The sequence below is a fragment of the Streptomyces sp. NPDC102274 genome (assembly GCF_044766385.1).
In the GTDB taxonomy this organism is placed as follows: Bacteria; Actinomycetota; Actinomycetes; order Streptomycetales; family Streptomycetaceae; genus Streptomyces.
In genome coordinates this window covers 128,630-141,447 of the sequence record NZ_JBIWLW010000008.1, presented here as the reverse complement: position 1 = coordinate 141,447, position 12,818 = coordinate 128,630, and the positions used below count along the sequence as shown (strand labels likewise).

Below are 12,818 nucleotides of genomic sequence, written 5' to 3'. Positions count from 1 at the left end.
CCCGTCCGGCCCCGGTGCCCCGCCCCGGGCCGCCCGTCCGGCGCCGTTGGGGGGCGGCCGGGGGGGGGGGGGGGGGGGGTGGGGGGGGGGGGGGGCCCCCCCCCCGGCCCGCCCACGCTCCGGCTCCGCGCCGGGTCACCCCGCCGGAAGCGCCAGTTCCGCCCAGATGGCCTTGCCGCTCGGAATCTGGCGGGTGCCCCAGCGGTCGGTGAGCTGGGCGACCAGCAATAGGCCGCGCCCGCCCTCGTCGTAGACCCGGGCCCGGCGCATATGCGGCGCCGTGGTGCTGGTGTCGGAGACCTCGCAGGTGAGGGCGCGGTCCCGGATCAGCCGCAGCTGGACCGGGCCCTCGCCGTGCAGGATGGCGTTGGTGAACAGCTCGCTGATCACCAGCTCGGTGGTGAAAGTCAGCTCTTCCAGTCCCCAGGCGGCCAGTTGGGCGATCGCGTGGTCGCGGGCGTCGGCGACCAGCGCGGGCTCGGCGGGCAGGTTCCAGGTGACCACCTGGCTGGCGTCGAGGGCGTGGGTACGGGCGACGAGCAGGGCCACATCGTCCACGGGGCGCGGCGGGAGCAGCGTACGGAGCACGGTGTCGCAGGTGGTCTCCGGCGAGGGCGACGGACGGGTCAGGATCTCGCACAGCCCGTCGATGCTGGAGGTGATGTCATGCGCGCGGTTCTCGATCAGACCGTCGGTGTACAGGACGAGCGTGCTGCCCTCCGGGACCTCGAACTCGGCCGATTCGAAGGGCAGATCGCCCAGGCCCAGGGGCGGTCCGCCGGGCAGTTCGAGCAGGCCGACCGTGCCGTCGGGGGTGGCCAGGGCGGGCAGCGGGTGGCCCGCACGGGCCGCGCAGAGGCGGCGGGAGACCGGGTCGTACACGGCGTAGAGACAGCTGGCGCCGATGTCGTCGTCGCTGACCGGGTCGGTGTTCTCCGAGGCGAGCCGTCCCACCACATCGTCGAGATGCGTGAGGAGTTCGTCCGGGGGCAGGTCGATGTCCGCGAGGGTACGGACCGCCGTACGCAGCCGTCCCATGGTGGCGGAGGCGTGGATGCCGTGTCCGACGACATCACCGACGACCAGAGCCACCCGGGAGCCGGAGAGCGGGATGACGTCGAACCAGTCGCCGCCCACGCCGTACTGGGAGTCGGCGGGCAGATAGCGGGTGGCGACCTCGACGGCCGACTGCGGGGCCAGCCCGCGCGGCAGCAGGCTGCGCTGAAGGGTCTCGGCGGTGCCGCGTTCGCGGGTGTAGCGACGGGCGTTGTCGATGCAGACGGCGGCGTGGCCCACCAGCCGCTCGGCCAGGGTGAGATCGTCCTCGGTGAAGGTCGTCGTCTGCGGCCGACGGGCGAAGAGGGCCACGCCCAGGGTGCTCCCACGGGCGACCAGCGGCGCGGCGACGAGTGAGTGGACACCGGGGTCGGGGAGCCGCCCGTCCCGCCCGCGATCCGCCACCCAGGCGCGGTAGCCGGGGTCCCACGGGCCGGTGAGCACCGCCCGGCCGGTGGCCAGACAGCGAGCGGGTGGCGAAGCTTCCGGGTAGCTCGCCACCTCCCCGACACGGTGGGCGGTCTCCGGAGCCTCCCGCCCGTGGGCGGACTCCTGCGCGACCCTGCGCATCAGGAGCTCGCCGGAGGCGGGGCCGGGGGCGGGGCCGGGGGCGGGGCCGGGGGCGGGGCCGGGGGCGGGCTCGTCTCCGCGCAGCACCGAGTCGAGCAGATCGACGCCGATGAAGTCGGCGAACCGGGGCACGGGCGTACTGGCCAGCTCCTGGGCGGTACGCGTCACGTCCAGTGTGGTGCCGATCCGCATGCCGGCCTCGTTCAGCAGGGCGAGGCCCTGACGGGCCCAGTACTCCTCGCTGATCTCGAATCCGGTGAGCACGATGGCGGTCACCCGGCCGGCCGGGTCCTTGAGCGGGGCGAGGGACAGCGCCCAGGCGCGGTCACGTTTCTCGGCCGACGCCCGGTGGAACGTCCGCGCGTTCAGCGCTTCGCCCGTGTGCAGCACCGTCCGCAGCGCCCGCGTGACTTCCGCGTTGGTACGGCTCTCGGGCAGGAATCCGGTCCCCAGGGCCCGCATGTCGTCCTCCGTGCGACCGATGACCCGGCACAGTTCCGCGTTGGCGTGCAGCAGCCGCAGGTCCGTGCCGTAGATCGCGATCGGCACCCCGGACCCGCTGAACGCCCGTCGCATCAGGGCCTCGTCGTGACCGGGGCCCGGTGACGCCGCGGTCGCGGCCAGCAGCCAGCGTGTGTCCCCCTCGCCGGTGCGCAGCGGGAACGCGAGCAGCTCCACCTCACGTCGGCCGCCGTCCCGGTGGTGCGCCGTCACCCTGCCGCTCCACGGCTCCCCGTCGGCCAGCGCCCTGCGCGCGGAGCCGGGCGGATCGGCCGAGAGCAGCGCCCCGGCCGCGCGTCCCACGGTTTCGGCGGACCGGAAGCCGAGCAGCGTCTCGGCACCGGGGCTCCACCGCGCGATCAGGCCCTCCGCGTCGACCGCAGCCGTCGCCCACCCCCCGCCCCCCGGGGACGCGTCCCCGGTCTCCCCGGGAACCACGCCGCGCGTGTCATCCATACGCTCTCTCCCCGCCGGGCCGCTGCCCTTCAGGTGCTCGGACGACCGGAGCCCTCCGTCGACCGTGAAACAACATTACGACTTTGCACGGACAGGCCCCTTTGATCGACATTTACCCCAGGTAGTCCCTCCGGACACCGAGCGCTGCCCCGGAGGGCCCTCGCGACCCGGAGGCCCCCACCGGCGGCTACGGAGCGTCCACGGCCCGGGGAGCGTAGGCGCGCAGGAACGTGTCGACCGCGGACCGTCCCACGACGCGCAGTTCCGCGTCGGACACCTTGCGGGTGCCCAGCCGGGTGCGCAGCTCCATCGGGCCCGTGAGCAGCGCGAGGAACTGCTCGGCGGCCAGGTCGGGGTCGCTCGTGTGCAGGCGCCCCGAGAGCGCGAAGCGTGCCAGCCGGTCGGCGAGCGCGTCGTGGAGGCGCTGGGAGCCCTCGCGCTGGATGGTCTCCAACAGGTCGGGGAACCTGGCCGCTTCGGCGTTCACGAGCCGACGCAGCGCCTGGGACTCCTGGTCGCAGTGGTTCTTCAGGATGCGGTGGCCGGCTTCCTCCAGCAGGGGGCGTACATCGCCGTCGGACTCCCGGAGCTGTTCGAGCGCCGCCGGCCCCGCGCCGCTCGTACGCCCGACGGCGGCCAGCATCGCCTCGCGGAACAGCGTCTCCTTGTCCCCGAGGTGGTTGTAGATGGTGGGCTTGGCCACGCCCGCCTCGGCGGCGATCTCCCGTACGCAGGACTGTCCGTACCCCTCACGGGCGAACGTCCTGAACGCGGCTTCGAGGATCGCCTGCCGCTTGTCGACGCGCCCGCGCGGCGCCTCACGTCTGCTCGCGCTTGAGGTCCTGGCTCCGTTCACCTCACCAGCGTACCGCGCCACCCCAATACATGAACTAGGTGGTTCAATTTTCTGGGCAAGCTGGTTGCATGGAAACTCGCCGGATCGTTATGTTGAACCAACTGGTTCAAAAAATGTTCACTGCGCGCTCTCAACGGAGTTGGAAAGTGAAGTCTCACGTCAGAGATGACCGGCTCGACCCCGGGCTGTTACGGCTCATCGGGGTGACCCTGCTGGGCGGGATCATGGGGATCCTCGACAGCACGATGGTCACCGTCGCGGCCGATACCCTCGCCGACGAGTTGAACACCTCGCTGAGCGCGGTCAGTTGGGCGACGACCGGCTATCTGCTGGCGCTCACGGTCACCATCCCCGTCACGAGCTGGGCGGTCGGCCGGTTCGGCGTCAAGAAGCTCTGGCTGTTCGGACTGGTGCTGTTCCTGGTCGGCTCGCTCGCCTCGGCGCTCGCCTGGAACGTGGGGAGCCTGGTCGCCTTCCGGGTCGTCCAGGGTGTCGGCGCCGGCGTCGTCGACCCGCTGGTCCTGGTGATCCTGGCCCGTGCGGCGGGACCCGGCCGAGCGGGGCGCGTGATGGGCATGATGGGCGTGGTCCTGTCGCTCGGACCGGTGCTCGGGCCCGCGCTGGGCGGGGTCGTGCTCGAATCCATGGGCTGGCGCTCGATGTTCTTCATCAACCTGCCCATCGGGATCGTGGCGGTACTGCTCGCGCTGCGGGTGATCCCGGCCGGCCGGCCCCTCGCGCGCGGGTCCGGGCCGCGTCTGGATATCGTCGGCGCCCTGCTGATGGCCCCCGGTTTCGCGGCGATCCTGCTCGCCCTCACGGCGGCGGGCGAGCGCGCCCGGTTCGCCGCGCCCTCCGTGCTCATCCCGCTGGTCCTGGGCGTCGCGCTGCTCGTCGGGTACGTGATCCACGCGCTGCGTACCCGCCGCACCGAACCACTGATCGACGTCCGGCTGTTCAGCAGCCGCGGCTTCGCCGCGAGCGTGGCCGTGCAGGGGCTCGTCGGACTGGCCACGTTCGCGGTCCTGTTCGCCCTGCCGCTCTACTACCAGGCGCTGCACGGACACGGCGCTCGCGCGGCCGGACTGCTGGTGGCGCCGCTGGGCCTGGGATCGGCGCTCGCCATGCCGCTCGCCGGACGCCTCAGCGACCGGCTGGGAGCGCGCCGTCTGGTACGCGGCGGAGCGGTCGTCGCGGCACTCGCCTCGGTCGGCCTCACTCGTATCGGCGCGGACAGCGGTGAGCTGTGGTCCGTGTCGGCCGCGTTCGCCGTCGGCCTGGGCCTGGGCGGTGTCGGCGCGCCGACCATGGGATCGCTGTACCGGACGCTGCCGCCGGAGAAGGTGCCACAGGGCAGCTCCGTCGTCTACAACCTCAACCAGTTGGGCGGCGCTCTCGGGGTCGCGTGTGTCGCCCTGATCCTGGCGGCCGTCGGCAGTGGCGCCGCGGCCGGCGACGCCGGAATCGGTGGATTCCAGGGCGCCTACTGGTTCGTGTTCGCGGTCGCCCTGATCATTCTGGCCATCTCTCCGCTGCTGCCCGGCCGCCCCGAGTCCCCGGCCGCGCACGACGCCCGAAAGCTCGACGAGAAGACCCGGGAACCGCTCTCCGGGTGATGGGGCCGCCGCCGCTCCCGTTCGACGGGCGTCCGATCGGCGCGGAGAATGAGGGGGGGCGGGACCGAAGCTGCCTTCCGGCAGCACAGGACCGGGGCGCCGTCGCGGCGTGCGGCGACCCGCCGGCGAGGTGGCGGATGATGCCGACGTGGCGATTGCGGGACTTCCATGACGACGATCTGGACAGCGCGATCCAGATCTGGGACCAGGACCGGCAGGACGATTCGCCGCCCGTCTTCCCCATCTCCGAGGTCATGGCCGCGGCCCGGACCGGCGAGCCGGCCGTGGTCGCCCTGGTCGGCGACGAGCTGGTGGGGATGGCGGTGGCGCGGACCCAGGGCGAGCGGGCCTGGATCACGCTGGTGGCTCTCGCCGCGACGTGGCGTCATCGCGGGCTCGGCAGCGCCCTCATCGCCGAGCTGGAGCGGCGCCTGCGCGTCCACGGGGTACGCCGGATCGGCGCGCTCCTCGCCCCGGGAGCCACCGGAGACACCGCGCTGGAGAACTCCGGCTACCGGACGCGCGAGGGACTCGTCTTCTACGAGAAGGTCGATCATGTCTGCGCCGGCGACGCGGGTCTGCTCGCCGAACTCGGCGGGAGGGTGCTGCCGCAGGGGCTCTGGAGCGCCCTCGCGGGAATGGAGCGGGAGAAGGAGACCATCGAGCGGCGGATCGTGCTGCCGTTGACCCAGCCCGCGCTGGCCAACAGGTACGGGGTGTCGCCACCGAAGGCGGTCATCCTCTTCGGCCCGCCGGGCACCGGCAAGACCACCTTCGCCAAGGCCGTCGCCTCCCGGCTGGACTGGCCGTTCGTGGAGCTCTTCCCCTCCCGGCTCGCGGCGGCCGGTTCCGGGGGCCTGGCCACCTCGCTGCGGGAGACCTTCGCCGATCTCACCGAGCTGGAGACCGTACTGCTGTTCATCGACGAGGTCGAGGAGATCGCCGCCGCCCGCTCCGGCCTGGCCATCGATCCCGGTCACGGGGTCACCAACGAGCTGCTGAAGCTGATCCCCGGCTTCCGTGACCACGACGACCGGCTGCTGATCTGCGCCACCAACTCCGTCCGGTCCCTCGATCCGGCGTTTCTGCGCCCCGGCCGGTTCGACTACGTCATCCCCGTCGGTCCGCCCGATCCGGTCGCCCGGAAGGCGATCTGGCGGCGCTATCTCGGCCCCGCCGCCGAGATAGTGGACCTGGACCGACTGGTCACGGCCAGCGAGATGTTCACCCCCGCCGATATCGAGTTCGCCGCCCGCAAGGGCGCCCATTCCGCGTTCGAACGAGAGGTCGTCGAACGCCAGGGCACGCCGGCCCGTACGGACGACTATCTGGTGGCCATCGCCCAGACCCGGCCCACACTCACCGATCAGGCGCTCACCGAGTTCCGGGAGGACATCGAGCGCCATGTGCGGATGTGATCCGGGGCCGGCGCCCGTCGACGATGCTCGTACGCCCCGAGCGGCCACATCCGGCGGCACTCGGACCTGACGTCCTGGCCGGTCATTGAACGGTTGATAAGTAGGATGAGTGAAGGCGTCGCCGGAGCCCGAGAAGTCCGCGGCCCGGTGCCGTCGCGATCCACGGGCTGGGATCCGCGGGCAGGGAGGAGTCGCTGATGCTGTTCCGTCAGCTGGAGTATTTCGTGGCGGTGGCCAGGGAGAAGCACTTCGCGCGGGCGGCGGAGGCCTGCTACGTGTCACAGCCCGCGCTCTCGGCGGCGATCGCCAAGCTGGAGCGGGAGCTGAACGTCACGCTGATCAACCGGGGGCACAACTACGAGGGCCTCACCCCGGAGGGCGAGCGGCTCGTCGTCTGGGCCAAGCGGATCCTCGCCGAGCAGGACGCGTTCAAGGCGGAGGTGGCCGCCGTACAGTCGGGCATCACCGGCACGCTCCGGCTGGGGACGGAGCCCACGGCGTCGACGACCCTGGCGCTGCCCGTGGCCGCGTTCTGCGGGGCGCACCCGCTCGCGAAGGTGCAGGTACGCTCCCGGCTGTCGGCGAAGATACTCCACCGCCAGCTGCGCGAGTTCGAACTGGACGCCGCGATCTCGCACTTCGCCCCCGAGGACCGGGAGAGCCTGCAGGTCGTGCCGCTGTACCAGGAGCGGTACGTACTGCTCGCGTCGGGCGATCAGCTGATGCCCCAGACCCACACCATGACCTGGGCGGAGGCGGCGCAGCTGCCGCTGGCGCTGCTGACACCCGACATGAGGATCCGTCAGCTCATCGACAGCGTGTTCGCGGAGAGCGGGGTCGTGGTGACCCCGCAGGTGGAGACGGACTCGGTCGCCTCGTTGTACGCGCATGTGGGCGTCGGTGAGTGGGCGAGCATCGTGCCGCACACCTGGCTGCGCGCGATGCCGGTGATCGGCAGGACCCGGGCCGTCCGCCTGGTCGCCCCGGACGCCAGGGCGCAGGTCTCGGTCGCGATCCACGCGGCGACGCCCGGTTCGATCGCCGCGCGGGCGTTCGTGAACGCGGCGACGGGCCTGTCGCTGGACGCGTTCTTCGACCAGCCGCTGCCGACCGAGCCCGAGCACCACGTCCGATAGACAGGTCCGACAGGCAGGTCCGACAGGCAGGTTGGACAAGCTGGGCAGGGCCGGGGCGAGCCCGGCGCGGGGCCTGAGCCCCGCGCCGTCAGTGCGTGTACCGGCCCGCCACCGCCCGGCGGTCGAGCCCGCCCTTGGCGGTGTGCGGAAGCGCGGCTACGACATCGAGCCGGTCCGGAACCTCGACGGCGGACAGCCGGTTGCGGCAGTACCGCAGGATCTGCTCGGACCCGAGGTTCTCGCCCTCGCGTACGACCACGGCGGCGCCGACCCGCTGCCCGTAGAGCGCGTCGGGGATCGGGAAGACGGCCGCCTCGGCGACACCGGGGCATCCGGCGAGGATGTCCTCGACGTGCTCGGACGAGATCTTCTCGCCGCCGCGGTTGATGAGGTTCTTGATGTGCCCGGTGAGGAACAGATAGCCGTCCTCGTCCAGGCTGCCCAGGTCACCGGTGCGGAACCACCCGTCGGTGAAGCTGTGCGCCGTCTCGGGAGGGTTGCCGAGATAGCCGCGGGTGACGGTGGGGCCGTGCACCCACACCTCGCCCTGGGTGCCGGGCGGACACGTACGTCCCCGCGGGTCGACGACCCGGAGGTGCACTCCGGTCGACCGGCCGACGGAGCCCTGTTTCAGATACCCCTGATCCGGCAGCGGCTCGCTGGTCGCCTGGTGGGTGGATTCGGTCATCCCGTACGCGGACAGCAGCGGCGCGCCGAACGTGCGCTCCAGCGCCCGCTGCGTCGCCGTATTGAGGGGCGCGCTGCAACTGCGGACGAACTTCAGGGGCGCGGCCCGCGGGCCCGGGTACTCGGCCGCCGACCGGTCGAGGAGGATCTCGTGGATGGTCGGGACCGCGGTGAACCAGCTGGCGGACACGGCCCGTACGTCGTCCCAGAACGTGTGCGCCGTAAAGCGTCCACGCTCGGGCAGCAGAACGCATCCGCCGCTGGCGAGGGAGGCGAGGAGCGCCGCGAAGAGCCCGTGACCGTGGAAGAAGGGCATCACGGCGACCGTCGCGTCGCCGGGGCCCAGCTCGTAGGTGGCACAGATGTCCCGTACGGAGGCGGCCACGTTGACGTGGGTCAGCGGGACCATCTTGGGCCGCCCGGTCGTGCCCGCGGTGAACAGCACGAGGGCGTCGCTGTCCGAGAGCTCGTGCGCCGCGCCCCGGGCGGGCCGTGGCGCACCCGTGCCGGTGTCGAGCGTGGCCGTCGCCGTCCCGGCATGGGAGATGTCCACGCGCAGCGGCCAGGCGGGGACCTCGGCCGGAAGATCGGGCGCGGTGTCGGCCCCGGCCGGTCCGAGGAGGACCGCCCGCGCCCCCAGCACCTCGAACCGTTCGGTCAGCTCCGCCGAGGGCAGCGCGGGGTCGACCGGGGCGACGACCAGCCCGGCCCGTGCCGCGCCCAGCAGCGCGACGACGAACTCGGCGGTGTTGGCGGAGACGAGGCCGACCACGTCACCGCGGCGCAGCCCCGTGCGGCCGAGCCGGACGGCCACGTCACCGGCCAGCGTCGCGAGACCGCCGTAGGACAGTGGCACGCGGTCCCCGGTGACGACGAGCGCCCGGGAGCGAGGGCGGTCGCGCGCGTGCCGGTCGAGGAGATCGATGAGGCCGGTGAGCGCCGGCGGCCGGTACGGGCCCGCGTCGCGCACCGATGCCTCGGTCGGAACGGCCATGTGCACACCTCCTCGCACCAGGTCCGATGAAGCTGTCGTCTGCGAGCTTGCGCGGGCGCGCGGCGGGTGTCCAATACCCGCTGGTGAACAGCCGATAGCGAGGATCTATCAAGGGGTTCGCGGGGGCCATCGGCACAGCTCTGACCTGGGACGATCCATGATCGATAAATGCTGTTTATCGGCTGGTCGCCGATAGGTCTTGGACGTGTGGATGCGTGCTGCGGAAGGTGGGACGAGAAGCCGATCAGGCATGACTGCCCAAGGAGGACCTCGGACCATGACCGCCCCTTCCGCACTGGAGAACGCGGCGACCGCCGACGCTCAGGCCGAGCTCACCGACGGGTATCACCTGGTCGTCGACGCGCTCAAGCTGAACGACGTGGACACCATCTACGGCGTGGTCGGCATCCCGATCACCGACCTGGCCCGCCTCGCGCAGGCGCAGGGCATCCGCTACATCGGCTTCCGTCACGAGAGCAACGCCGGACACGCGGCGGCGGCGGCCGGTTACCTGACGAAGCGTCCGGGCGTGGCGCTGACCGTGTCCGCGCCGGGCTTCCTCAACGGGCTGGTCGCGCTCGCGAACGCCACCACGAACTGTTTCCCGATGGTGCAGATCTCCGGCTCCAGCGAGCGCCACCTCGTCGACCTGAAACAGGGCGACTACGAGGAGATGGACCAGCTCGCCGCCGCGCAGCCGTTCGTCAAGGCCGCGTACCGCGTGAGCCGGGTGGAGGACATCGGCCGCGGTATCGCCCGCGCCCTGCGCACCGCCATCTCCGGCCGTCCCGGCGGGGTCTACCTCGACATCCCGGCCGCGGTGCTCGGCTCCATCATGGACGCGGAGGCGGGTGCGAAGACGCTGAGCCGTCTTGTCGACCCCGCGCCGCGCCAGCTGCCCGCGCCCGAGTCCGTGGACCGCGCGGTCGAGATCCTCGCGGGTGCGCAGCGGCCACTGGTCGTGCTGGGCAAGGGCGCCGCGTACGCGCAGGCGGACGAGAAGATCCGGGACTTCATCGAGTCCACCGGCATTCCGTACGTACCGATGTCGATGGCGAAGGGCCTGCTGCCCGACAACCACCCGCAGTCCGCCGCCACCGCCCGTTCGCTGGCGCTGAAGAAGGCCGATGTCGTCATGCTCGTCGGCGCGCGCCTGAACTGGCTGCTCAACCACGGCGAGGCTCCGCAGTGGAACCCCGACGCGAAGTTCATCCAGGTGGACATCGAGCCCAAGGAGATGGACAGCAACCAGCCCATCGCCGCCCCGCTCGTCGGGGACATCGAGTCGGTGCTCGACGCGCTCGCCGAGCGGACCAAGCCCGGCCAGATCACGGCCCCCGCCGCCTGGCGCGAGGAGCTGGGAGCGCGCTCGGCGACGAACGTCGCCAAGATGGCGGAGCGCCTCAAGGCGGACCCGCACCCGATGCAGTTCATGGGCGCGCTGAAGGCCGTACGTGACGTCCTGCACGAGCACCCGGAGATCTACCTCGTCAACGAGGGCGCCAACGCGCTGGACATCGCCCGCAACGTGATCGACATGCACGTGCCGCGCCACCGCCTCGACAGCGGGACGTGGGGCGTCATGGGCATCGGCATGGGCTACGCGATCGCCGCCGCCGTCGAGAGCGGTGAGCCGGTGGTGGCCGTGGAGGGCGACAGCGCCTTCGGGTTCAGCGGCATGGAGCTGGAGACGATCTGCCGCTACCAGCTGCCCGTCGTCACCGTCATCATGAACAACGGCGGCGTCTACCGCGGCGACGACGTCAACCCCCTGGAGAACGACCCGTCCCCGACGACCCTGATGCTCCAGGCGCGCCACGACAAGATGATCGAGGCGTTCGGCGGCAAGGGCTACCGCGCGACCACGCCCGCCGAGGTCACCGCGGCCCTCACCGAGGCGCTGGCCTCGGGCGGCCCGGCGCTCATCGACTGCGCGATCGACCCGTCGGCCGGCACCGAGAGCGGCCACATCGCGCACCTCAACCCGAAGGGCATCACCGTCGGCAACATCACGCCGGCGAAGAAGTGAGCGACCGGCTCACCGCACTCCCCCGCACACCACACCCTCCGTACAGAGATCATTCACGAGAAGGAAGCCACCATGAGTGACAAGCCGCTCGCCGGAATCAAGGTGATCGACTTCACCGGGGTCCAGGCCGGTCCCGCGTGTACCCAGATGCTCGCCTGGTTCGGCGCCGACGTCATCAAGGTCGAGCGCCCCCAGGGCGGCGACGTGACCCGCAATCAGCTGCGGGACATCCCCGACCTCGACGCGCTGTACTTCACGATGCTGAACAGCAACAAGCGCTCGCTGGCCATCAACACCAAGACCCCCGAGGGCAAGGAGGTCATGGAGAAGCTGATCCGCGAGTCGGACATGCTGGTCGAGAACTTCGCGCCGGGCGCCATGGACCGCATGGGTCTCAGCTGGGAGCACATCCACGAGCTGAACCCGCGCCTGATCTTCGGCTCGGTCAAGGGCTTCAACGACGACTCGTCGTGGAACGACCTCAAGGTCTACGAGAACGTCGCGCAGGCGGCCGGTGGCGCCGCGTCCACCACCGGTTTCTGGGACGGCCCGCCGACCATCAGCGGCTCGGCCCTCGGCGACAGCAACACCGGTATGCACCTGATGATCGGCCTGCTGACCGCGATCATCCAGCGCAACGCGACCGGTCTGGGCCAGAAGGTCTCGGTGTCCATGCAGGACGCCGTGCTCAACCTGACCCGCGTCAAGCTCCGTGACCAGCAGCGCCTGGAGAAGGTCGGCTACCTGGAGGAGTACCCCCAGTACCCGCACGGCGAGTTCGGCGACGCGGTGCCCCGCGGTGGCAACGCCGGCGGCGGCGGTCAGCCGGGCTGGATCCTGAAGTGCAAGGGCTGGGAGACCGACCCCAACGCCTACATCTACTTCACGATCCAGGAGCAGAACTGGAAGCGCACCGCTGAGGCCATCGGCCACCCCGAGTGGGTCGAGGACCCGGACTACACATCCGCACGGGCCCGCCAGCCGCGCATCATGGAGATCTTCGGCGAGATCGAGAAGTGGCTGGCCGACAAGACGAAGTACGAGGCGGTCGACATCCTGCGCGAGTGGGAGGTGCCCTGCGCCCCCGTGCTCAGCATGAAGGAGCTCGCCGAGGACCCCGACATGCGCAAGAGCGGCACGATCGTCGAGGTCGAGCAGAAGGAGCGCGGCACCTACCTGACCGTGGGCAGCCCGGTCAAGTTCTCGGGCTTCAAGCCCGACATCAAGGGTGCGCCGCTGCTCGGCGAGCACACGGACGAGGTTCTCGCGGACCTCGGCTACGACGCGAACGACATCCGCAAGCTGCACGACGGCAACGTCGTCGCCTGATCCGAGCGGCCCCGGGTGCCCCGCGTGCGATCCGCGCGCGGGGCACCCGTATGAGGAGTGCGCGCCGTCGGTGACGACGGCGCGCCCACCCCCCCGTGCGTCAGAAACCCACACACAAACCACAAAAAACGAGAACGGCACCGGAGCGCCGCCGCACGGCGCGGCGGCCG

At 71.4% G+C, this 12,818-nt stretch carries 8 protein-coding genes; 5 read left to right on the top strand and 3 right to left on the bottom strand.

Annotated elements, in window-relative coordinates; genetic code table 11:
• Positions 1 to 135: 135 nt before the first annotated feature.
• Together ACIRQP_RS13665 and ACIRQP_RS13660 are read right to left on the bottom strand one after the other, a co-directional pair.
• The gene (locus ACIRQP_RS13665) at positions 136 to 2,583 is read right to left on the bottom strand and encodes a SpoIIE family protein phosphatase (protein WP_403888206.1); all 2,448 of its coding nucleotides are present in this window, start codon (positions 2,581 to 2,583) and stop codon (positions 136 to 138) included.
• Positions 2,584 to 2,770: 187 nt separating this feature from the next.
• Positions 2,771 to 3,439, bottom strand: a complete 669-nt coding sequence (locus ACIRQP_RS13660; RefSeq protein WP_403888203.1) for a TetR/AcrR family transcriptional regulator — start codon at positions 3,437 to 3,439, stop codon at positions 2,771 to 2,773.
• 146 nt (positions 3,440 to 3,585) lie between these two features.
• Between ACIRQP_RS13660 and ACIRQP_RS13655 the strand changes: the two genes are divergently transcribed.
• From ACIRQP_RS13655 to ACIRQP_RS13645, 3 genes are all read left to right on the top strand, one after another.
• Complete coding sequence (locus tag ACIRQP_RS13655) at positions 3,586 to 5,055, top strand: DHA2 family efflux MFS transporter permease subunit (RefSeq protein WP_403888200.1); 1,470 nt, start codon at positions 3,586 to 3,588, stop codon at positions 5,053 to 5,055.
• A gap of 137 nt (positions 5,056 to 5,192) precedes the next feature.
• Positions 5,193 to 6,473 carry an ATP-binding protein gene (locus tag ACIRQP_RS13650; RefSeq protein ID WP_403888198.1) on the top strand — a complete coding sequence of 427 codons (1,281 nt, stop codon included), beginning with the start codon at positions 5,193 to 5,195 and terminating at the stop codon, positions 6,471 to 6,473.
• A 197-nt stretch (positions 6,474 to 6,670) separates the two neighbouring features.
• Positions 6,671 to 7,609, top strand: coding sequence for a LysR family transcriptional regulator (locus ACIRQP_RS13645; RefSeq protein WP_403888196.1), 939 nt, complete (start codon positions 6,671 to 6,673; stop codon positions 7,607 to 7,609).
• Between the two features lie 88 nt (positions 7,610 to 7,697).
• Here the strand turns inward: ACIRQP_RS13645 and ACIRQP_RS13640 are convergent, their stop codons facing one another.
• On the bottom strand, positions 7,698 to 9,290 hold the full coding sequence (locus ACIRQP_RS13640; RefSeq protein ID WP_403888193.1) for a FadD7 family fatty acid--CoA ligase: 1,593 nt from the start codon (positions 9,288 to 9,290) through the stop codon (positions 7,698 to 7,700).
• Between the two features lie 277 nt (positions 9,291 to 9,567).
• Here ACIRQP_RS13640 and oxc point away from each other — a divergent pair, with 277 nt between their 5' ends.
• Positions 9,568 to 11,319, top strand: a complete 1,752-nt coding sequence (oxc, locus tag ACIRQP_RS13635) for an oxalyl-CoA decarboxylase (RefSeq protein ID WP_403888190.1) — start codon at positions 9,568 to 9,570, stop codon at positions 11,317 to 11,319.
• Positions 11,320 to 11,391: 72 nt separating this feature from the next.
• Positions 11,392 to 12,648, top strand: a complete 1,257-nt coding sequence (gene frc, locus ACIRQP_RS13630; RefSeq protein WP_403888187.1) for a formyl-CoA transferase — start codon at positions 11,392 to 11,394, stop codon at positions 12,646 to 12,648.
• Positions 12,649 to 12,818: the final 170 nt, after the last annotated feature.

What these genes read in the sequence shown, in the direction of transcription:
- ACIRQP_RS13665 (WP_403888206.1), bottom strand. Translation starts at nt 2,583, where the DNA reads ATGGATGACACGCGCGGCGTGGTTCCCGGGGAGACCGGGGACGCGTCC.
- ACIRQP_RS13650 (WP_403888198.1), top strand. Translation starts at nt 5,193, where the DNA reads ATGATGCCGACGTGGCGATTGCGGGACTTCCATGACGACGATCTGGAC.
- ACIRQP_RS13645 (WP_403888196.1), top strand. Translation starts at nt 6,671, where the DNA reads ATGCTGTTCCGTCAGCTGGAGTATTTCGTGGCGGTGGCCAGGGAGAAG.
- ACIRQP_RS13640 (WP_403888193.1), bottom strand. Translation starts at nt 9,290, where the DNA reads ATGGCCGTTCCGACCGAGGCATCGGTGCGCGACGCGGGCCCGTACCGG.
- oxc (WP_403888190.1), top strand. Translation starts at nt 9,568, where the DNA reads ATGACCGCCCCTTCCGCACTGGAGAACGCGGCGACCGCCGACGCTCAG.
- frc (WP_403888187.1), top strand. Translation starts at nt 11,392, where the DNA reads ATGAGTGACAAGCCGCTCGCCGGAATCAAGGTGATCGACTTCACCGGG.